Annotated in this window: 14 protein-coding genes; 4 read left to right on the top strand and 10 right to left on the bottom strand. The window is 66.9% G+C overall.

The window, feature by feature from the left end; all coding sequences use genetic code 11:
• Positions 1-2: 2 nt before the first annotated feature.
• Together ettA and ACE3P0_RS10555 are read right to left on the bottom strand one after the other, a co-directional pair.
• Entirely contained in the window at positions 3-1,667 is a 1,665-nt protein-coding gene (ettA, locus tag ACE3P0_RS10550; RefSeq protein WP_374402572.1) for an energy-dependent translational throttle protein EttA, read from the bottom strand.
• A gap of 108 nt (positions 1,668-1,775) precedes the next feature.
• Complete coding sequence (locus ACE3P0_RS10555) at positions 1,776-2,075, bottom strand: hypothetical protein (protein ID WP_374402573.1); 300 nt, start codon at positions 2,073-2,075, stop codon at positions 1,776-1,778.
• A 35-nt stretch (positions 2,076-2,110) separates the two neighbouring features.
• On the opposite strand from ACE3P0_RS10555, the gene ACE3P0_RS10560 reads away from it, so the two are divergent.
• The gene (locus tag ACE3P0_RS10560; RefSeq protein WP_374402574.1) at positions 2,111-6,748 is read left to right on the top strand and encodes a tetratricopeptide repeat protein; all 4,638 of its coding nucleotides are present in this window, start codon (positions 2,111-2,113) and stop codon (positions 6,746-6,748) included.
• A 9-nt stretch (positions 6,749-6,757) separates the two neighbouring features.
• Here ACE3P0_RS10560 and ACE3P0_RS10565 read toward each other — a convergent pair whose 3' ends face one another.
• From ACE3P0_RS10565 to ACE3P0_RS10580, 4 genes are read right to left on the bottom strand one after another with little or no spacing between them, the layout of a single operon-like run.
• Positions 6,758-7,378, bottom strand: coding sequence for a carbonic anhydrase (locus ACE3P0_RS10565; protein ID WP_374402576.1), 621 nt, complete (start codon positions 7,376-7,378; stop codon positions 6,758-6,760).
• 35 nt (positions 7,379-7,413) lie between these two features.
• On the bottom strand, positions 7,414-8,340 hold the full coding sequence (locus tag ACE3P0_RS10570) for a hypothetical protein (protein ID WP_374402577.1): 927 nt from the start codon (positions 8,338-8,340) through the stop codon (positions 7,414-7,416).
• Positions 8,337-9,071, bottom strand: a complete 735-nt coding sequence (locus ACE3P0_RS10575; protein WP_374402578.1) for an RNA polymerase sigma factor — start codon at positions 9,069-9,071, stop codon at positions 8,337-8,339. The genes ACE3P0_RS10570 and ACE3P0_RS10575 overlap by 4 nt, the downstream gene beginning before the upstream one ends.
• 4 nt (positions 9,072-9,075) lie before the next feature.
• Entirely contained in the window at positions 9,076-10,833 is a 1,758-nt protein-coding gene (locus tag ACE3P0_RS10580) for a von Willebrand factor type A domain-containing protein (RefSeq protein WP_374402580.1), read from the bottom strand.
• Positions 10,834-11,001: 168 nt separating this feature from the next.
• Between ACE3P0_RS10580 and ACE3P0_RS10585 the strand changes: the two genes are divergently transcribed.
• A complete protein-coding gene (locus ACE3P0_RS10585; protein ID WP_374402581.1) occupies positions 11,002-12,039 on the top strand; it encodes an adenosine deaminase in 1,038 nt (345 codons plus the stop codon).
• A gap of 51 nt (positions 12,040-12,090) precedes the next feature.
• On the opposite strand, the gene ACE3P0_RS10590 is transcribed toward ACE3P0_RS10585, so the two are convergent.
• The gene (locus ACE3P0_RS10590) at positions 12,091-12,936 is read right to left on the bottom strand and encodes a hypothetical protein (RefSeq protein WP_374402582.1); all 846 of its coding nucleotides are present in this window, start codon (positions 12,934-12,936) and stop codon (positions 12,091-12,093) included.
• A gap of 258 nt (positions 12,937-13,194) precedes the next feature.
• On the opposite strand from ACE3P0_RS10590, the gene ACE3P0_RS10595 reads away from it, so the two are divergent.
• Together ACE3P0_RS10595 and ACE3P0_RS10600 are read left to right on the top strand one after the other, a co-directional pair.
• Positions 13,195-17,199 carry a Pls/PosA family non-ribosomal peptide synthetase gene (locus ACE3P0_RS10595; RefSeq protein WP_374402583.1) on the top strand — a complete coding sequence of 1,335 codons (4,005 nt, stop codon included), beginning with the start codon at positions 13,195-13,197 and terminating at the stop codon, positions 17,197-17,199.
• Position 17,200: 1 nt separating this feature from the next.
• On the top strand, positions 17,201-17,764 hold the full coding sequence (locus ACE3P0_RS10600; RefSeq protein ID WP_374402584.1) for a 4'-phosphopantetheinyl transferase superfamily protein: 564 nt from the start codon (positions 17,201-17,203) through the stop codon (positions 17,762-17,764).
• A 22-nt stretch (positions 17,765-17,786) separates the two neighbouring features.
• Here ACE3P0_RS10600 and ACE3P0_RS10605 read toward each other — a convergent pair whose 3' ends face one another.
• The 3 genes from ACE3P0_RS10605 to ACE3P0_RS10615 all read right to left on the bottom strand — a co-directional run bounded on the left by ACE3P0_RS10605 (position 17,787) and on the right by ACE3P0_RS10615 (position 20,411).
• Positions 17,787-19,079 (bottom strand): MFS transporter, encoded by a 1,293-nt coding sequence (locus tag ACE3P0_RS10605; RefSeq protein WP_374402585.1) that lies wholly within the window; start codon positions 19,077-19,079, stop codon positions 17,787-17,789.
• A gap of 269 nt (positions 19,080-19,348) precedes the next feature.
• Positions 19,349-20,143, bottom strand: coding sequence for an SDR family NAD(P)-dependent oxidoreductase (locus ACE3P0_RS10610; protein WP_374402586.1), 795 nt, complete (start codon positions 20,141-20,143; stop codon positions 19,349-19,351).
• Between the two features lie 4 nt (positions 20,144-20,147).
• Complete coding sequence (locus ACE3P0_RS10615; RefSeq protein WP_374402587.1) at positions 20,148-20,411, bottom strand: LuxR C-terminal-related transcriptional regulator; 264 nt, start codon at positions 20,409-20,411, stop codon at positions 20,148-20,150.
• Positions 20,412-20,508: the final 97 nt, after the last annotated feature.

Here is a 20,508-nt window from a genome sequence, read left to right on the forward strand (position 1 = left end):
GGTCAGCGGCTGATCGGCTTGTACCGAATCCGCTTCGGCTTCGCGCCTTCTTCACCGAGTCGCTTCTTCTTGTCTTCTTCGTATTCGGTGTAGTTACCGGCGAAGAAGGTCCATTGCGATTCGCCTTCGGCGGCGAGGATGTGGGTGGCGATGCGGTCGAGGAACCAGCGGTCGTGCGAGGTAACGAGCGCGCAGCCGGAGAATTCCAGCAGGGCGTCTTCGAGCGCGCGCAGGGTTTCGACGTCGAGGTCGTTTGAGGGTTCGTCGAGCAGCAGCACGTTGGCGCCGGCGATCAGCGTCTTCGCCAGGTGCAGACGGCCGCGCTCACCACCGGAGAGGTTGCCGACGATCTTCTGCTGGTCGCCGCCCTTGAAGTTGAAGCGGCCGATGTAGGCCCGGCTGGGCATCTCGAAACGGCCCACGGTGAGCACGTCGGCGCCGCCGGAGATGGCTTCGAACACGGTCTTGGTGCCATCCAAGCCTTCGCGGGTCTGGTCGACCGCGGCAAGCTTCACCGTCTGGCCGATCACGACTTCGCCCGCGTCCGGCTTTTCCTTGCCCATGATCATGCGGAACAGCGTGGACTTACCGGCGCCGTTCGGGCCGATGACGCCCACGATGGCGCCGGGAGGGACGCTGAACGAGAGGTTGTCGATCAGCAGGCGGTCGCCGAAGCCCTTGCTGACGCCGTTGAAGTCGATGACCTGGTTGCCCAGACGCTCGCCCGGCGGAATGAAGATTTCCTGCGTTTCGTTGCGGCGCTGGTATTCGACGCTGCTCATTTCCTCGTAACGGGCGAGACGCGCCTTGCTCTTGCTCTGGCGTGCCTTGGCACCCTGGCGCACCCATTCGAGTTCCTGCTTCATCGCCTTGCGGTGAGCGTCTTCCTGCTTGGCTTCCTGGGCCAGGCGCTCGCCCTTCTGCTCGAGCCAGCTGGAGTAGTTGCCCTTCCACGGGATGCCCTCGCCGCGGTCGAGTTCGAGAATCCACTCGGCGGCGTTGTCGAGGAAGTAGCGGTCGTGGGTGACGGCCACCACGGTGCCGGGGAAGCGCACGAGGAACTGTTCCAGCCACTCGACCGATTCGGCGTCGAGGTGGTTGGTCGGCTCGTCGAGCAGCAGCATGTCGGGCTTGCTGAGCAGCAGCTTGGCGAGCGCGACGCGGCGCTTCTCACCGCCGGACAGCGGGCCGATCTTCGCGTCCCACGGCGGCAGGCGCAGCGCGTCCGCAGCGATTTCGAGCTGGGTGTCGAGGTCGGCGCCCGAAGTGGCGATGATGTTCTCGTACTTGGCCTGCAGCTCGGCGAGCTTGTCGAAATCGGCATCGGGTTCGGCGTAGGCGGCGTAGACCTCTTCGAGCTTGGTCTTGGCTTCCATGATTTCGCCCAGCGCGGATTCGACTTCCTGGCGCACGGTCTTGTTGGCGTCGAGCTCGGGCTCCTGCGGCAGGTAGCCGATGCTCATGTTCGGCTGCCACTGCACCTCGCCGTCGTATTCCTTGTCGACGCCGGCCATGATGCGCAGCACGGTCGACTTGCCCGAGCCGTTGAGGCCCAGCAGGCCGATCTTCGCGCCGGGGAAGAAGGAAAGGGAGATGTCCTTGATGATCTGACGCTTGGGCGGAACGACTTTGTTCACGCGCAGCATCGACATGACGTACTGGGCCATTCGGGCGACTTCCGGAAGTTCGATTGAAGGCCGCCAGTTTACCCGCCTGCCACGCAATTGCGGGGAGTGCGCAAGCATTTGTGAAATCTTGCGGGCTTTGAGCCGTGCTCAAGCCGGCCGCCGGCGAATAGGCCGATAACATGCCTCGCCATGATGAACAGCCACGCTCCCGCGCCCCAGACCCCCGACCTGCTTGCCGATGTGGAGGCTTTCCTCGATGCCGGCCAATGCCTGCAGGCTTATCAACACTTCGATGCGCTGAAACTCCGGCAGGATCCCGAGGCGCAGCTCGTGCTTGCACGGCTGATGCGAAACCTCGGTGCGGACCGCCCGGGCGATGCGCTGTCGATCCGGGTTTGGCGATCGCATCGCGATCACCCCGGCGCGCGCGTGGCGATGTTCCGCCATCAGGTGTATCGCACGGGGCCTTATCGCGGCTGCAGTTGCCCGATGACGCGCCGGAAGCGGAACGCGCGGAATTCCTCGGGCTGGAATCGTTCCTGTTCGCGACGCTGCGTGACTTTGAAGCGGCCGATGCCTGCTTCGAACGCGCCATTGCCATCACCCCGAACAATGCCTGGCTGTGGGCCGAGCGGGCCTACACGCTTCAAATGGCGGATCGCTACGACGAGGCGATGGCGGCAGCCGACCATGCGCTGGCGCTGAGCCCCGGCTATCGCAGCGCGCTGCAACCCAAGGCCTTGCTGCTTGCGCTGCGGGGCGACGCCGACGCGGCGATCGCGCTGTTGCGCGATGCGTTTGCAGCAAAGACTTGCGCTGATCTCGGGGCTCACCTGTTCATGTTGCTCGAGGAACACGGCCGCGACGAAGAGGCGGCGGTGGTGCTGGACCGCATCGAATCGCTGCGGCCACTCGCGGACAAGTTCAATCGCCGCTGGCTGGCGGCGCGGCGGGCGGACATCGCGCTGCTGCGCAGCGATTGGGCTGTCGCGGCGCGTGAGTGCCGCGCTGCGGAGGGCGAGTTCTATCCCCCGATCGCAGATCGTATCGCGGCGGCAGATGGGCACCCGATGCAACGACGCGTGAAGCTGCCGGTGAGCTTCGTGCGCCAGCATTGGATGACCTGCGCGCCGGCAACGCTGACGGCGCTTGCGCGCTACTGGGGGCGCGAAGCCGACCACCTGGAAGTGGCCGAGGCGATCTGCTACGACGGCACAAGCCACCTGGCCGAGCGGCAGTGGGCACAGGACAACGACTTCGTTGCGCGGGAGTTCACGCTTGATTGGGACAGCGCCCGTGCGCTGATTGACGCCGGCATCCCCTTCACGCTGACCACCACCTTCACCGGCAGCGGCCATCTGCAGGCGGTCATCGGCTACGACCTGCTGCGCAACTCGCTGCTGATCCGCGACCCCTTCCAGCCCACCCATGCTGAATTTGAGGTGGTTTCGCTGATCGACGTTCAGCGCGCCTACGGGCCGCGCGCCATGGTGATGGTGCCGTCGGCCAAGGCAACACTGCTGGACGGCATCGCACTGCCCGATGTCGACCTGTGGGATCTGTATTACCGCATGGCGGCCGCACTCGCCCGGCACGACCGCGATGCTGCGCTGGCGGAGGCGAACACCCTGAGCGGGCGAGCGGGCGGCCACAGGCTGGCGATCAACGCGCAGCGCATGCTCGCCTACTACGACGCCGATGAACCGCGTGGCCTGGAGCAGACCGAGGCCCTGCTCGCGCTGTACCCGACCGACACCAACCTGCAGCTTGCGAAGGCCGCCACGCTTTGGAACCTTGGCGAACATACGCAGCAGTTCGAGTGGCTTGAATCGCTGGCGCGGAGCGCCGGACCCGACGCCCATGTGCTGACGCGCTACGCAGAGCGGCTGGCGGAAGACGGCCGGCGTGTGCCGGCCGCCCACCGCGAGATGGAGCGCGCATTCCGTCGCGCACCTGCGGACGCGGCATTGTGGCTGCAGAAGGGCATGCTGGTCTGGGCCGACGGCACGCCGCGTGACGCCTTGCCGTACTACCGCTTCGCGGCCACGCTGCAAGACACGAACGAACACTACGCATCCAGCTACATGCGGGCTTGCCACATCGCTGGCGCTTCGGTGCAAGGGTTGGCGTTCTTGCAGGCGCGTGTCGCAAGGCTCGGGGCGAAATCGTCTCAGCCGGCCCGCACGCTGTTTGAACATCTGGATGCGCTGGAACGCGTTGACGAGGCCTTTTCGGTGCTGGATGCCGCCCTCGCGGCGCATCCGGCTGACACCGATTTGCTGCTCTTTTGTGCCGAGGCTCGCTTGCGTTACGGCCAGATCCACACCGCGCAGGCGATCGTCGACCGGATAGGGAAATCGGTACGCCGCGCGGCGGTGTTGCGTGTGCGCGCGCTCGTCGCCAACTCGGATACGCGACTCGACGAAGCGCTCAAGCATGCCGAAGAGGCCGCTGCACTGGAGCCGCTCGACTTGCGGCTGCATCGCATGGTGGCGTCGTTGCGTGCGCGCCTGCAAGGCAACGATGCAGCGCTCGCCTGGCTGCGGCAGGCATGCGCCCAGTTCCCGCGCAACCCGGGGCTCAGCCGGCTGCATTACGAATGGATTGGCGACACTGATCCGGCGGCGAAGGAAGCGGTGCTCCGCGACATGGCGGCCCATCACCCGGACGACGTCTGGGTGCTTCGCGAACTGGCCAATCACCTCACACGGCAACGGCGCTTTGAAGAGGCACGGCCGTTTGCGGCCGATGCGCTTGCGCGTGCGCCGACGCAGTCGTCGTCTCATGCGACGATGGCCTTCCTGGCGCTGCGCACCGAGGGCTATGCCGCGGCAGAGCCCCATCTGCGTGCCGCGATTCGATGCAACATCGACGACGGATTCGCCGTCGATACCCTGGTTGATGGCGCACCCACGCTTGAGTCGCGGCGCGCCGCACTTGAGTTCGTGTGGGATGAACTGCTGCGCCAGGTCACGTTGGGTGACGGCCTGCTCAACTATCGCGCAGCGGCGCAGCGTACGCTGGAGCCGGAGGCGCTGCTCGAAGCGCTTCGCTATGCCTTGAAAGTTCGCCCTGATCTGTGGCACGCCTGGGTGGCGGTGGCCGCACAGCTTTCTGACATGGGCCGCAGCGCGGAAGCGCTGGCGATCCTGAGCGAAGCGGCCGGGCGATTCACGCGTTTGCCACGCCTGCACTACGAGCATGCACGCGCTTACATGCTGCAGGGCGAGCGCGAGCGTGCGCTGGCCAGTCTGGAGTCCGCACTCGTGATCGCGCCCGCCTGGGGGCCGGTGGTGCGGGAGTACGTCGACCGGGTGGTCGAATCCGGCCGCGACCTTGACCGTGCGGAACGGGTGCTGCGTCACGCGCTGACTCGCGGCGACGAGAACCCCGACCTGCGCGCGTTGCTCGGCTGGCTGCTGGAGCGCCTTGGGCGCCCCGATGAGGCCATCGAAGCGGTGATCGCGTCGCTGCGCAGCGATCCTGCGCCGACCTGGGTTTGGGAGACCGCTCGCCGGCTGTTCTCTGCAACCGGCCGCACGGGCGATTTCAGCGGACTGATCGAAGAGGTGCTGCAAGCGCGGCCGGGCGACCCTACGGTGTGGGCGGTGAAAGCGGAGCTCGCGACCGATGCCAGTGCCGCTTTGGCGGCTGCCGAGCATGGGCTTGGAATCGATCCGCGCCACCTGCGCAACTGGATCGCGCGGTTTGCGGCCTTGCTGAGGCTGAAACGATTCGACGAGCTCGATGCCCTGCTGGCCGAAACGCCTTGGGGAGAATCGGCGCCTTTCGACTTACGGGTGTTTGGCGCCAGGACGCTCCGCGCCCGTGGCAAGACCAAGCCAGCGCGCGAGGCGATGCGCGCATTGCTGGCGCAGGACGGTAATCGCTACCCCTTGTGGCGCGAACTCGCCGACTGGGCCGACGAGGACGATCGCAACGACGAGTACCTGGAGTGCAGCGAGCATCTACTGCGACTGGCCCCCAACTATGCACAGGCGCATGGCTACCATGGCCATGCGCGGATGAAGCACGGCGACCCGAAGGGCGCCATGGCGGACTTCCGCCGCGCACTGGAGCTCGACCCGTCCTATGGTTTCGCTGCTGTCCATCTCGCAACGCTTGGCCTGGACCACGATGCGCTGGAGCAGGCAAGTTTTGCCGTCGATGTGCATGCGCCCCACTCGGCCTCTGCGCGCATCGATGCGCTGCGCACGCGGATTGCAGTTCGCGGTGGCGACAAGATGCGTGCGCTCGACGCTGCACGCGAAACGCTACGGCACCGCACCGACGCCGCTCAATTTGGCGGCCATGCAGTGCGCGCCATCGCGGAAGCGGGCTGGGAAGCCGAACTCAACAGCTTGATCACCGAGCGGATACAGGCGGGTGACTGCCCGGCGAGTGCTGTCGATGCGTGGCTCGACTCACGCGTCGGAAAACAGCCAATCGATGCGCTCTACGGCAAGCTGCGACCACTGATCGAGAACGATCCGGGCCATGCGCTTCTGCGCGGGCTCGTCAATTTCGCCGGGCGCCGTTCACAGCACTTTCTGTTTGACCAGTTGTTGCGAGATCACAAGACGCGCTTGCAGCGCGACGGTGAATGCTGGGGCCTGGTGGGCTGGGCGCACATTCAGTTCGACCGCTATCGTGCCGCGGCGAAGTGGTACGCAGACTGGACCGAACGGGCGCAGCGCCCGACTTGGGCGTTGGAGAATCTCGCATTGGCCCACATGGCGCAGCAAGAAGTGGAACCGGCGATGGGCGTGGTACGCGCACTGCTCAGCGAAGAGCCGGGCAATAGCGCGGGGCACCTCTGGATGGCGGCCGATGCGGCGCTGCGCGGTGCGCATCCGGAGGCCGAGCGCTCACTTGCGAACGCCGGCGACGTTCCGCAGCGGCATTACATGCATCCGATTGCTGATCTGCTCCAGGCCTGGGCTGTCGCGGTGGCGAAGCGCGCGCCGGCCTACGCCGAAGCGGCCTTCCTGCGCGCGGGGAAACGCGGTGACGCGACGCCGGGGCTGCGCATGCTGCGCAGCCGCCTTGGCGGTCAGTTGCTGCGGCTGGTGCCGTGGTGGAAGCGTCCGTACTACCTCTACGTCCTGCTTCTGGCTTGATGTGAGGCTTCAGTCGTCGAGGAAGCGCACCCGCCCCGTTTCGATTTCATAGATCGCGCCAACGAGGCGGATGTCGCCGCGCGAGAGCGTGAGGTGGCCTTCGGGCGACTCGCTTATTTGCCGCACGGCCCAGCGTACGTTGGCTTCCACGGCGGCGCGCATCAGCTCGTCGGCGGGTAGCTTGGGGTCGAGGCCGGCGAGGGCGGGCTCGATGATGTCGAGCACGGTTTCGATGTGCTGGCGGTGCTCCACGCCTTGAAATTTGCTTGCCAGCGCCGCTTGCACCGCGCCGCAGCCTTCATGCCCCATCACCACGAACAGCGGTGTATGCAGATGCGTGCCGGCGTATTGCAGCGTGCCGGCGATGGTCGGGCCGAGCACGTTGCCCGCGACGCGGATGATGAACAGCTCGCCGAAGCCTGCGTCGAACACCAGTTCAGGCGGCACGCGGCTATCGCTGCAGCCGAGGATGGTGGCGTAGGGGGCCTGCCCCTTGGCGAGGTCGGCGAGCACTTCCTTCTGTACGGTGGGGAACTTCGCCTTGCCGGCGAGGAAGCGTTCGTTGCCGGCCTTGAGGCGTTCGAGCGCCTGCTCTGCTGTGTAGCGCGGGCTGGGATGCGGATCGGCCATGGCGGGCTCCCGGTGGCGCCCAGCGGCCGCCAGGCTCAGGGCGCGCGATCGAGTTCGGCAGCGAGCGCGCGCAGATCTTCCGGAAGCGTAACGCCGGGGTGGGCGTCGCGCCAACGCTTGAGCAGTGCGCGCGCGTCGTCGTGGCGTTGCTCGCGCAGCAGGCGGCGGATGTCTTCGAAGGTCTGGCTGTCCTCTGCGCTTGGCGTATCGCTTGCCAACGCGCGTTTCTGCATCAGCTTGGCGGCGGGCGCTTCTGCGGCAGGTTTCGCGCTTTGGGCGGGTGCTGGCGCTGCGGCGGCCGGTGCAGCGTTGAGCGATTCGGCGCTGCGTTCGCGACGGGTGCTGTCGGCCTGTGCGGCGGCTTCGCGCTTGGCCTCAGCTTCCGCGGGCGGCGGCGGTGCAGCACGTTCGACACCGCGGAAGATCACGGCGTCTTCGGCGGTCTCGGCGTCAGCTTTCCGCGCCGCGCTCTTCGCTGCCGGCGGCGCGTCGGCAATCGCTTGCTTGGGGGCTGCGTCGGCTTGTGCAGCTGGCTGTTGCATCTCGGTCGCGCGCGGTTCGGCAGAGGCCGGTGCAGCGGGTGCTTGGGCTGCATCGGCGGCGGTGGGCGCCGCCTCCTGCACTGCCGCGGGCGGTGCCGGGTAGGGGGTGTCAGGCGCGCGTTCCGACATCCCTTCGACGAACCACATCCGCCCTATACCAACCGCGAGCATCAGCGTGGCAGCGGCGGCGAGCGGCAGCGATGCGCGGCGCCACCACGGAAACTCGATCACCTTTGCGGCAGAGGCGGGCGCATCTGTCTCGACGGAGGCAGCCTTGGCGAGTTCAGCCGCCACTGCGGCGCGCACCTGCGCATCGAGCGCCGCGCCGGGTTCGGCGGGCGGCAGCGCGCGGTAGGCGTCCTGCACGTCGCGCAGCGCGCCGTCGTCGGGGTGGTCAGTGGAATCGGCGGGGCGGGTCATGGCCAGATGCCGCGCAGCGCGGCCCTCAGTTTGGCAACGGCGTAACGAAGCCGGCTCTTTGCGGTTTCGACATTCACGCCGGTCAATCGTGCCACTTCTTCCAGCGGCAGTTCGCTGTGTTCGCGCAGCAGGAAGGCTTCGCGCTGCACGGCCGGCAGTGCGGCCAGGGCGCGCGCGATGGCTGCGGCTTTCTGGCTGCGGTCCAGCGCGATATCGGGCGTGGGGGTATCGGAGTCGGCGATTGTGTCGAAGGGGTCGCCGTCGTCGTCGTGGGCTTGGAGCTCGCTCGCAAGCGCGGGGCGCTTCTCGCGCAGCAGGTCGATCGTGCGGTTGCGCGCAATCTGGAACAGCCAGGTGCGGAACTGCGCCGTGGGGCGGTACTGCGCCCGCGCCTTGGCGACCGACAGCCACACATCCTGGAACACATCATCCACGGCAATCCCCTGGCCGATCAGCAGGCGTGCCACAAAGGCATACAGCCCCCGTTTGTGCCGCGCATACAGCGCATCGAACGCCGCCATGTCGCCCGCCGCGAACGCGAGCATCAGCGCTTCGTCGCTGTCGGTGGCGGAGTGTGCGGCGGAGTCGGGCATGGCGGCCAAGTATACCGCCGCCGCTTCCGTCGCCACGTGGGTCGGGGCGTGCAGGTGGGTGCTGAGCAACGCGAAGCCCAACATCAAGCTTGGATGACGAAGCCCTTGGGCTTCGCTGCGCTCAGCACCAACCTGCATTCGATCACTGCGCGACGCTGACTTGTTCCGGCGCCTTCGTCGACAGCGCGCTGGCGAGCTTCACCAGACGGACGAACTCGCCGCGGTAGCCAAAGCGGTCGCTGCCTTTTGCGTTCGCGGCAAGTGCTTCGATCTGCGGGTAGCCGAACTGGCCGAGGTACTTGCCACCGCGCAGTTGCTGACCAAAGGCGGCGACCGCGGCGGCGAAGCGCAGGTCTTCGCTTGCCGCAGTGAGGCTGCGTTTCACCGGCGTGGCGATCTCCTGTGCGGCATCAGAGGCATTGGCCTTGTAGCGCAGACGCAGCATGCCCAGCTCATCCGCATGCAACGTGGTCTTCGCCACCGGCTTGCCACCGCCGTAACGCGATTCACCGAGCAGGCCGGGCTTGCCGACCAGCGCGACTTCATACAGCGCGGTGACGGTGTGGCCGGCGCCGATCTCACCGGCATCGACCTTGTCGTTGCGGAAGTCCTCGCGCGCCAGGGTGCGGTTTTCGTAGCCGATCAGGCGGTACTCGGCGACCACGCCGGGGTTGAACTCCATCTGGATCTTCACGTCTCGCGCGACGACCGACAAGGTGGAGCTGGCTTCCTCGACGAGCACCTTCTGCGCTTCGTTCAAGGTGTCGATGTACGAGTAATTGCCGTCGCCCGCGTCGGCCACCTGTTCCATCATCGCGTCATTGTAGTTGCCGGTGCCAAAGCCCAGCGTGGAGAGCGAGATGCCGCTCTTGCGCTTCTCGGCGACCATGCCCTTGAGCTGCGAGAAGTCGGTGACGCCGACGTTGAAGTCGCCATCGGTGGCCAGCAGGATGCGGTTGATGCCGTCCTTCACATAGCCCTGCTGTGCCATCTGGTAGGCGAGCTGAATGCCGGCTGCACCGGCGGTGGAGCCACCCGCGACGAGCTGATCGATCGCCATGCGGATCGTCGCCTTGTCGCTGCCGGAGGTGGGTGGCAGCACCACGCGCGTGCCGCTGGCGTAGGTGACGAGCGAAACATGGTCTTCCGGCCGCAGGCTATCCACCATCAATTTGAGCGCGTTCTTCAGCAGCGGCAGCTTGTCCGGCGATTCCATCGATCCCGAGACATCGACGAGAAACACCAGATTGCTTGCCGGCAGCGTGGCGCGCGGCTTGTCGAAGGCCTTGATGCCGACGCGCAGCAGCAGCGTGTCGCGGTTCCACGGCGAGGCGGCGACCTCCGTGGTGACACCGAAGGGCGGGCGCTTGCCATCCACCACACGCGGCTCGGCGTACTGGTAGGGGAAGTAGTTGATCAGTTCTTCTACGCGCACCGCGTCCGGCGGCGGCAGGCGGCCTTCGTTGAGAAAGCGGCGCACGTTCGCGTAGGCGCCGGTATCCACGTCGATCGAGAAGGTAGAGAAAGGCTGCTCGGCCGCGGCGACGACGCCGTTGTCCTTGATCGGGTTGTAGCGCTCGCGATCTTCTGCCGGCATCGGTGCCGGCATCGCCATCAGCGTCGGCTGCGCCATCACCGCCTTGGCAAGTGGCGCCGGCGCGGCGACCGCCTCGCGCGTTTCGGCGCGGCGCTTCTGCTCGGCGCCTGCGCGCGCCGCCGCGGCGGCACGTTCCTCGTCGGCCTTCGCGGCGGCGGACGCGTTGTTGGCAGCGGCATCCTGCTCTTGCGGGGAGGACAAACCGTTGGTGCCGCAGGCCGCGGCGACAAGTGCCAGCGCCGTCAGCAGGGCGGCGTTGCGCAGCGGCAATTGGGCGGGGCGGGGAAGCGAGTGACGGGTCATGTGAGGCTCCGTATTCAAAGTGTCCGGGAGCGCCCGAAGTGGGCGTCTGGGTACTGAAACGGAGCGCGACCTGAAATCGGGTTAAGGCATTTGAAAAATGTTTGCGGCGCGATCGCTGCGCCCTGCGCGCTATCCTGTCAGCCTTGCTGAATCCGCCAGGGAGCGAACATGCCCGCCACCATTCTTGATCTCGCCCTCGGCATGCCCAAGGCCGAACTCCACATCCACATCGAAGGTTCACTGGAACCGGAGTTGGCGTTCGCGCTGGCGCAGCGCAACGGTGTGGCGCTGCCGTTCGCGGATGTGGATGCCTTGCGGCGGGCGTATGACTTCGAAGACCTGCAATCTTTCCTCGATCTTTACTACGCCTGCGCCGCGGTGTTGCGCACCGAGGCGGACTTTCATGACCTGATGCTGGCCTACCTGCGCCGCGCCGCGGCCGATGGCGTGGTGCATGCCGAGGTGTTCTTCGATCCGCAGACGCACACGCCGCGCGGCGTGCCGTTCGCGACCGTGCTGGCCGGGCTGGAATCGGGGGCCGAGGCAGCGCGCAAGGAATCGGGCATCAGCACGCGGCTGATCCCGAACTTTCTGCGCCATCTGTCGGAAGAAGAGGGCTTCGCGGCGCTCGCTGAGATGGAGCCCTTCATCGAACGCATCCACGGCTTCGGGCTGGATTCGTCGGAGCGCGGGCATCCGCCGTCGAAGTTCGAGCGCTTGTTCGCGCGCTGTCGTGCGCTGGGCAAGCCGGTCGTTGCCCAAGCGGGCGAGGAGGGGCCCCCGGCCAACATCTTCGAGGCGCAGGTTCTTCGGAAGGTGGCGCGCATAGACCATGGCGTGCGCGCGGTGGAAGACGCGGCGCTGATGGCGCGGCTGGCGCGCGGGCGGGTGCCGCTGACGGTGTGCCCGTTGTCGAACGTGCGCTTGTGCGTGTTCAAGGATATGCGTGAGCACACCTTGCCGGCGCTGCTGAAGCAGGGCCTGTGCGCCACGATCAACTGCGACGACCCGGCCTACTTCGGCGGCTACATGGGCGACAACATTCGCGCGCTGCAGGCTGCCTTCGACTTTGATGCGTCCGTCTGGTACCGGCTGGCGCGCAACAGCTTCGAGGCGAGTTTCGTGGATGCGGCCCAGCGGGCGGCGTGGTTCGATCGGCTGGACGACTGGTTTGCGCAGCACGGCTACGCGGGCGTCGTCGGCTAAACAAAACGGGGCGGCAACAGCCACCCCGTTTTGTGCGTTGCGGCGCCGTGATCAGAAGTGCGCTTCGACTTTCACCATCGGCGTGCGCGCGGTGGAGCCGACCAGCTTCGTGTGGTCGTTGCCGAACTTGTTCTGCCAGTACTCGTAGCCGACACCGGCGAGGAAGGTGTCCTTCTTGCCAGCCAAGGCGCCGACATCCGCCATCAGGAAGATGTTCAGCAGGGTCTCGGGCTTCGTTTCATCGCCGAAGCCATCCTTGCCCTTTGCGGCGGTGTAGTTGAAGTAGCCATTCACATTCATCGGCAGGCTGCCGGCCGCGAACGGTACGCCCCACGCGCCGGCAATGCGCCAGCTGCTGTCGAAGCTCACGTCCTTGCCGACGATGCCGTTGTGGTTGGTTTCCTTGTAGTACAGCAGGCTCAGGTCGGCCCAGCCGTCGAACACGCCGAACTTCAGCGTGGGGCCGAAGGTGAACTTGCGTACGCGTGACGCGAAGTCGTTGTTCTTGCTGCTTGCGTCAAAGCCGGTGGTCAGCGCGATATCGCGCACCGGGCCGAACGCGTAACTGCTGCCGGTGATCTTGCCCAGATGCAGCTGGTTGGCATACACCGCGTAGATTTCCTGTGCGCCGCCCTGGCCGCCGACGGCCGGGTCGTTCTTGTCCGACAGCAGGAAGTCGACGTTGAAGAAGTTGCTGCCGTACTTGAAGCCACTGACATGCGTCAGCGCGAAGATGTTCTTTGCGATGTCGCCTTCGATACCGGGTTCGGCGAACTGTGTACCGAAGCGGTAGCTGACCGAGGTGTCGCTCCAGTCGGCGGCCGTGGCGGGGCTTGCGGCCATTGAAGTGAATGCGGCCACGGTGGCGGCCGCGCAGATCGAACGCTGAATATTCAAGACGTGCTCCGGGAGACTTGTGGAATCAGGGGCACAACGATTCGCTGGTCACGCGGCCTGCTGTGCGCCGTGGATCGGCGATTCGAGCTGGCTCGCGATTCCGGCGAACAGATGCGATGTGGGGCCGAAGGGTAGCGCAGCGGGAATAGCGCACTTTGCGCTTCGGCAAACCTGCGTCGGGCAGCCAGCTTGGGCGCACAATGCATAATCCCGCCTGCCTCGATGCGCCGCATCGCAGGCGCCAGCCGAACGTCCATCATGTCCGCATCGCTCACGCCCCAATCCGCCGACGTCCTGCTCGGCCCCGTTCGCCCCGACCTGATTCGCGACGAGATCCTTGCCGATCTGTTCGAAGCCACTGCGCAGCGCTCGCCGGATCACATCGCGCTGATTCACGGCGAGCGCAGCCTCAGCTACGCCGAACTCGATGCGCTGGCCGATCGCGCCGCCTCGCGGCTGATCGAAGCCGGCCTGCGGCCCGGCCAGATTGTCGGGCTATGGCTGCCGCGTGGCATCGAGCTGCTGGTGATGCAGCTGGCGATCGCGAAAACCGGCGCGGCCTGGTTGCCGAGCGATGCCGACACGCCGGTGGATCGCGTTGCGGTATGCCTTGAGGATGCAGCAGCCCCTGGCATCGTCAGCTGCGAAGCGTTCGCGCCACAGTTGAGCAATCTCGGCCGTTCGGTGTGGACTGCGGAAGCGCTGCTCGCCGCGCACGATGCACCGCTGCGCCGCCGCGAAGGCGCACGCCCGGATCACCCGGCCTACGTCATCTACACCTCGGGATCCACCGGCAAGCCCAAGGGCATCGCGATCAACCAGGGCAGCATCTGCCACTTCCTGCGCAGCGAGAACGCGGTGCTCGGCATCCGCGCATCGGACAAGGTTTACCAGGGCTTCTCGGTCGCCTTCGATATGTCCTTCGAAGAGATCTGGATCAGCTACCTCGTCGGCGCGACGCTGTGGATTGCGCCGAAGGAGATCGCCGCCGACCCGGACGTGCTGCCCCAGGCGCTCTCCGAGAACGGCATTACCGCGCTGCACGCTGTGCCGACGCTGCTGGCGCTGTTTGCGCAGGATGTGCCGGGCCTGCGTTTGATCAACCTTGGCGGCGAGATGTGCCCCGAGGCGCTGGTCGCGAAATGGGCGCGGCCGGAGCGGCAGGTGTTCAACACCTACGGCCCGACCGAAGCCACCGTATCCGCGAGCCTCGCCGAACTGCATGCCGGCGAGCCGGTCACGATCGGCACACCGCTTCCGAACTACGGCCTGCTGGTGATTGCGGCAGACATCGAGAACGGCCTGCGCCTGCTACCGCGCGGCGAAACCGGCGAGCTGTGCATCAGCGGGCCGGGCGTCGCGGCGGGCTATCTGGGCCGGCCCGAGCTGACTGCCGAGAAGTTCCTCGCCAACCCGTGGGCCGTCAGCGACAACGACGCGCGCATGTACCGCACCGGCGACCTCGCGCGCATCGATGCCGATGGTCGTGTGCAGTGCCTCGGCCGCGCCGACGACCAGATCAAGATCCGCGGCTTCCGTGTCGAGCTGGGCGAGATCGAAGCCGTGCTGGCCGAGCAGCCGGGCGTGGGCACTGTTGCGGTGTTACTGCGCAACGATGACGGCATCGACCAGCTGGTTGCCTTCATCGTGCCCGAGGGCGACGCACCACTCGATCCGAAAGCGCTGCGCACTGCGCTCGGCGAGCGGCTGCCGCCCTACATGGTGCCGGGGCGTTACGAGCAGATGAGCGAAATGCCGCGGCTGACCTCCGGCAAGATCGATCGCAAGGTGCTCAAGGCGCTGCCGCTTGCGGCGCTGGCCGGGGCCGAGGGGTCCGACGTGGCGGAGACCGACGCCGAGCGTGCGCTGTTCGCCGCGCTTGAGCGGCTCTTCCCCGGGCAGCCGATCCGCCGCGAGGCGGACTTCTTCAGCGATCTCGGTGGCCACTCGCTGTTCGCGGCGCGGCTCGCATCGGCACTGCGCGCCGATCCGCGCTACGCCAGCCTCACGGTGCGCGACATCTACCTGCATCGCAAGGTCGGGCATATCGCTGCGGTGCTCGAGGCCATGCACGCTGCGGCGCCGCAGGTTGCCGTCGAGTGGACGCCACCGTCGGCCTTCCGCCGCTGGCGCTGCGGCATCGCGCAGGCGGCGGCGGTACCGGTGCTGGTGGCGATCCGCATGGCGCAGTGGCTGGCGCCCTTCTTCACCTACCACTTCTTCACCGGCGACCCAGGCGACTCGATTCCGTATGCGGTGGCGATGTCGGTGCTGGTGTTCCTTGTCGCAACGCTGGGCGAATTCGTGCTCGCATTCGTCGGCAAGTGGCTGATCGCCGGGCGCCTCAAGCCGGGGCGCTACCCCCTGTGGGGCCTGACCTACTACCGCTGGTGGCTCGCCGATCGCCTGACCGAGGCCGCACCGTCCTATCTCTTGAGCGGGTCGTCGCTGTACGCGTGGTGGTTGCGTGCTCTCGGCGCGAAGATCGGCAAGGATGTGCAGATCGGCGCGATGACGCTGCGCGCGCCTGAACTGCTGTCGATTGCCGATGGCGCCAGCATCGGCAATGCGGTCAATTTCGAGAACGCCCGCGTGCAACATGGCGAACTGATCCTCGGCCCCATCGACATCGGGCCGAATGCCTACGTCGGCTCCTATGCAGTGCTGGAGGGCAACACCTCGGTTGCCGAGTGGGGCCATCTGGAAGGTCAGTCAGCGCTCACCGACGGCATGGCAGTGCCGCCGCACCGGATCTGGACCGGCTCGCCGGCGCGTGACACCGGTGCCTTCGATCCGGCTTCGCTGCGACCACGGCCGGCGACCAGCACGCTGCGGGCCGTCACCGAAGGCGTGTTCTTCATCGCCGGTGCCTTGCTCGTCACCACGCTGTTCTTCATGCCGGTGTTCCCGACCTTCATCCTGATCGACTGGCTCGACGAAATCGACGGTCTGAGTTGGGCGCAGAGCGACGTCGTGATGCTGCAGTTGATCGAGTACTTCCTGCTCGCCCTGCCTGCCAGCGCGATCCTGGTAGTCGTGACTGCGCTGGTCTCGGCAGGCATCCGCTGGGGCATTCTGCCCAAGCTCAAGACCGGCAGCTGGCCGGTGCACAGCAATGTGTATTGCGGCAAGTGGCTGGTGAACCAGATCCAGGAGAACAGCCTGCAGATCCTGCACGGCGTGTATGCCACGGTGTATGCGCCGTTCTGGTACCGCCTGCTGGGCGCGAAGGTGGGGCGTGACGCCGAGATTTCGACCGCGCTGGGCGTGGTGCCGGACATGCTGACGCTGGGCGACGAAACCTTCATCGCCGACGCGGTGTTGCTGGGCGACGAAGAGATCAACGGCGGCTGGATGACGATGCAGGCCACCGTGGTCGAGCGCCGCAGCTTTGTTGGCAACGGCGCCTACGTGCCGGATGGCACGACGATCCCGGAGAACGTGCTGGTCGGCGTGCTCTCAAGGGTGCCGGACGGCAGCCTGATGAAGAGCGGTGACACCTGGCTCGGCAGCCCGCCGATCAACCTGCCGGCGCGCGAAACCACCAGCGGCTATCCCGAGTCGCTGACCTTCCACCCCTCGCCGATGCGGCGCCTGGGCCGTGGCCTGATCGAAGCCTTCCGCATCGTCTCACCGCACGCGATCGTGATCGCGGTGGGCTACAGCATCGTGCTCGATGTGATGCCCGCCGCGGGTGCTGGCCGCTGGGGCGAAGTGGCGTGGGATCTGACCGAGGCGGGCCTGCTGTTCGGCCTCGCGAGTTTCATCTTCGTCGCACTGTTCAAGTGGATCACGATCGGCCGCTACAGCAAGCGCGCAGTGCCGATGTGGACGCCCTTCGTGTGGCTTTCGGAAGCGGCGACCAACATGTACGAAGGCATCACGGTGCCGAACTTCCTTCGTTACCTGCGTGGCACGCCGTGGTTGCCGGTGGCGATGAACCTGCTCGGCGCGAAGATCGGCCGCGGCGTGTATCTCGATACCACCGACATCACCGAGTTCGACTGTGTGCACATCGGCGAGTACAGCGAACTCAACGCGCTGACCTGCCCGCAGACGCACCTGTTCGAAGACCGCGTGATGAAGATCGACCATGTGCACATCGGCGCCAAGGTGAACATCGGCCCCCGCAGCACGGTGCTGTACAGCGCCTCGGTGGCGGACGGCGCGCAGCTCGGGCCGCTCACGCTGGTCATGAAGGGCGAGAGCATCCCGGCGGGCAGCCGCTGGCAGGGCTGCCCGGCCGCACCGCAAACGGCCTGAGATGGCGCGCTGGCCGGTGTTCGAATGGCCGGCACAAGCGCCGCCGCCAAGCGCGCCTTGCGTGGTGCTCGCGCTCGCGCTAGCGCCAGACATGCCCCGTGCCGATGCCCGTGCGCGGGTACGCGAAGCGGCTCGCGAGTACATTGCTGCCCGACTACGCGTCGCACCTGAATCCTTAACGCTGCGCGCGTCGCCCGGGGTTCCCCCGCAGCTTGTCGGTTACGCGCTTGGTCTGTCGTTCAGCCATGAGCCGGGCTGCTCTTTGGTCGCGGTGAACTGGGATGGCCCGGTGGGCGTGGACCTGATGCGTGTGGCGCTGCCCGAGGATTGGGCAGCCGTCGCGCGCGACTACCTGGGTCCGGCCATCGCCGAGCAAATTGCCGCGACGCCGCTTGAACTGCGCGCCGAGGCCTTCTCGCAAGCCTGGACCCAGCTGGAAGCGAGCCTGAAGTTGCGTGGCGAGGCGCTGCGTGAATGGCGTGCCGGGGATGTGGTGGATGCGTGCCGCTGCAGCCCGCTCACCTTGCCGGCGGGCTACATCGGCACGCTGGCCCTGCCGCGTTGAAGCAGGGCAACCTTGAAGGCGCTTAGCGCACCGGCTCCCGCTTGAGGAAGAACGAGGTCGCGGCGCCGATTAGCGCGAGCGCGACGACGTAGTGCGCGGGCGCGAGCGGATCGCTCTTGAGCATCAGCGTCACCACCATCGGCGTGAGGCCGCCGAAGATGGCGTACGAGACGTTGTACGAGAACGACAGCCCCGAGAAGCGCACCGCCGGCGGGAAGGCGTTCACCATCGCGTAGGGCACCACGCCGACGATGCCGACCGCAAAGCCCGCCAGCCCGTAAAGCGGCATCAGCAGCGCGGCGTCGGCGCGCACGCCGGTGTAGAAGGCGTAGCTGGTGGCCGCCAGCAGCAGGCCGCCGATCAGGATCGTGCGCGCGGCGCCGAGGCGGTCGACGAGCGCGCCCCAGAACACGCAGCCCATGGTCAGCGCGAGCGTTGCGACGCTGTTTGCGCGCAGCGCGGTCGGTGCATCGAAGCCGTAGAGCTTCTGCAGGAAGGTGGGCGTCAGCAGGATCACTGTGACGATCGCTGCCGACAGCATCCAGGTCAGCAGCATCGACACCACCACTGCGCCACGGTGATCGCGCACCACTGCCTTGAGCGGCACTTCATCGGCGAGCGCCTTGCGCTGCTTGAGTTCGATGAAGACGGGTGTTTCTTCCAGCCACTGACGCAGGAACATCGCGAAGAGCCCGAACACGCCGCCGAGCAGGAAGGGAACCCGCCAGCCCACCGCCAGCAGTTCGGGCTGCGTGAAGTGGGTGTTGATCGCGGTCGCGACCAGCGAACCCAGCAGGATGCCGCCGGTGAGCCCCGCAGTGAGCGTGCCGCAGGCGTAGCCGATGTGGCGTGCAGGTACGTGTTCGGCGACGAACACCCACGCGCCCGGCACTTCTCCGCCCACCGCCGCGCCTTGCAGGATGCGCATCACCAGCAGCAGCACTGGCGCGGCGAGGCCGATCGTCGCGTAGGTCGGCAGCAGGCCCATGCACAGCGTGGGTACCGCCATCATCAGGATCGACAGCGTGAACATCCGCTTGCGGCCGACGAGGTCGCCGAAGTGGGCCATCACGATGCCGCCGAGCGGGCGTGCGAGGTAGCCAGCGGCGAAGATGCCGAAGGTTTGCAGCTGGCGCAGCCAGTCCGGAATCTCGGGCGGGAAGAACAGCTGGCCGATCGTCGTCGCGAAGAAGACGAAGATGATGAAGTCGTAGAACTCGAGCGCGCCGCCGAGGGCTGCGAGCGAAAGCGTTTTGTAATCGCTGGCGCCGAGCGGGCGGTGCAGCGCGCCGGCAGTGAGCGTAGTGCTGGTCATGATCGGGCTCTTGGCAGGCCGTGGCGCCGGCGCGGGCGGCGGTGAACGCCACGACGCGCCGGCGTTTCCGGCGGTTCGGAAACGCGGCAAAGCGTTGCTTGGCGGGTGGCCTGCTGGGTGCCCGGGTGGGGCGGTGAGCGCGAGCCGGCGCGGTTGGCGACGGCAGCGTTGGGATCGCTTGGCTGCCTCAGCAGGCTAGCAGAATGCGCCGGCCCGCATGTACGTAGCGCTACGTAGGCAATCCCGGCAATGGGCGCGGCGCTGGTGCCTCAAGGCTGCGCGTAGGGCCAGGTGGCGCGGGTGAACACGCCGCCGTCGACCCAGATCGTCTGGCCGGTGACGAAAGCGGCGGCGGGGGACGCGAAGAAGGCCACCACGCCCGCCACATCCTCCACCTGCCCGACGCGGCCCAGCGGCGTGACGGCCGCCCAGGTGTCACCGTAACCCGGCGCTTCCTGGCGGGTGCGTTCAAGCTCGATGGCGCCTGGCGCGACGCAGTTCACCGTGATGCCGAACGGGCCGAGTTCTACTGCGGCGACCTTGGTGAACTGCTCGATGCCGCCTTTCGACGCGGTGTAGTCCACCAGGTGCGGGAAGGCGAGCTTGTTGGAGCCGGAGCCGATGTTGACGATGCGCCCGCCGCCGCGCTCGCGCATCAGCCGCGCCGCCGCCTGCGTGTTGAGGAAGCAGCCCTTCAGGTTGGTCGCGATGACGCGGTCCCAGTCGGCTTCGGCCAAGTCCAGCAGCGGCGCCCAGGTCTGGATGCCGGCGTTGTTCACCAGCAGCGCGGGGGCGCCGCACCAGGCGGCGACTTGCTCGAAGAAACGGTCGACCTGCGCCTTGTTGCCGGCGTCGCATTCCTCGCAAAGCACCTCGGCGCCTGCCGCGCGCAGCTCGGCAGCAACGGCGGCCGCTGCGTCGCCGGCGCCCACATGCGTGAAGGCGATGTTCCAGCCGGCGCGGGCCAGGTGCAGCGCAACGCCACGGCCGATGCCGCTGCTCGCGCCGGTGACAATGGCGCAGGGGCGCTGAGCGGTGGATGGGGTCTGACTACGATCGATCATGGGTTCAGGTGACAACGGGTTTGTTGGTGACGATGCGCAGCCGGCCGCTCAGCACGCGCGCGGCCAGATCGGCCGCGGTGCGTGCGCCCGCCTTCCGCATCAGTGTCGCGCGATGGTGTTCCACCGTTTTGACGCTGATCTGGAGTGCCTGCGCGATTTCGCGGTTGCGCTCACCGCGCATCACGGCGTTGAGCACCTGCTGTTCGCGGGCGGTCAGCACCGCGCGCGGAGCCGTGTCGGTCGTAATCACTTCGCAGGCCGGGTGCATCAGGTACACATCGATCGGATTGGCGATATGAGGATTCTGCGGCCAGCACCGCCATACCCCTGAGAATCGGCTGCCGTTGATTGATACTAAAATGATG

It is taken from the genome of Niveibacterium sp. (assembly GCF_041909475.1).
In the GTDB taxonomy this organism is placed as follows: Bacteria; Pseudomonadota; Gammaproteobacteria; order Burkholderiales; family Rhodocyclaceae; genus Niveibacterium.

Coding starts and splice junctions, on each gene's coding strand:
- ACE3P0_RS10610 (WP_374402586.1), bottom strand. CDS start 20,143: ATGATCGATCGTAGTCAGACCCCATCCACCGCTCAGCGCCCCTGCGCC.
- ACE3P0_RS10555 (WP_374402573.1), bottom strand. CDS start 2,075: ATGGCGGAACATCGCCACGCGCGCGCCGGGGTGATCGCGATGCGATCG.
- ACE3P0_RS10565 (WP_374402576.1), bottom strand. CDS start 7,378: ATGGCCGATCCGCATCCCAGCCCGCGCTACACAGCAGAGCAGGCGCTC.
- ettA (WP_374402572.1), bottom strand. CDS start 1,667: ATGGCCCAGTACGTCATGTCGATGCTGCGCGTGAACAAAGTCGTTCCG.
- ACE3P0_RS10605 (WP_374402585.1), bottom strand. CDS start 19,079: ATGACCAGCACTACGCTCACTGCCGGCGCGCTGCACCGCCCGCTCGGC.
- ACE3P0_RS10580 (WP_374402580.1), bottom strand. CDS start 10,833: ATGACCCGTCACTCGCTTCCCCGCCCCGCCCAATTGCCGCTGCGCAAC.
- ACE3P0_RS10585 (WP_374402581.1), top strand. CDS start 11,002: ATGCCCGCCACCATTCTTGATCTCGCCCTCGGCATGCCCAAGGCCGAA.
- ACE3P0_RS10615 (WP_374402587.1), bottom strand. CDS start 20,411: ATGCACCCGGCCTGCGAAGTGATTACGACCGACACGGCTCCGCGCGCG.
- ACE3P0_RS10595 (WP_374402583.1), top strand. CDS start 13,195: ATGTCCGCATCGCTCACGCCCCAATCCGCCGACGTCCTGCTCGGCCCC.
- ACE3P0_RS10600 (WP_374402584.1), top strand. CDS start 17,201: ATGGCGCGCTGGCCGGTGTTCGAATGGCCGGCACAAGCGCCGCCGCCA.
- ACE3P0_RS10570 (WP_374402577.1), bottom strand. CDS start 8,340: ATGACCCGCCCCGCCGATTCCACTGACCACCCCGACGACGGCGCGCTG.
- ACE3P0_RS10575 (WP_374402578.1), bottom strand. CDS start 9,071: ATGCAGGTTGGTGCTGAGCGCAGCGAAGCCCAAGGGCTTCGTCATCCA.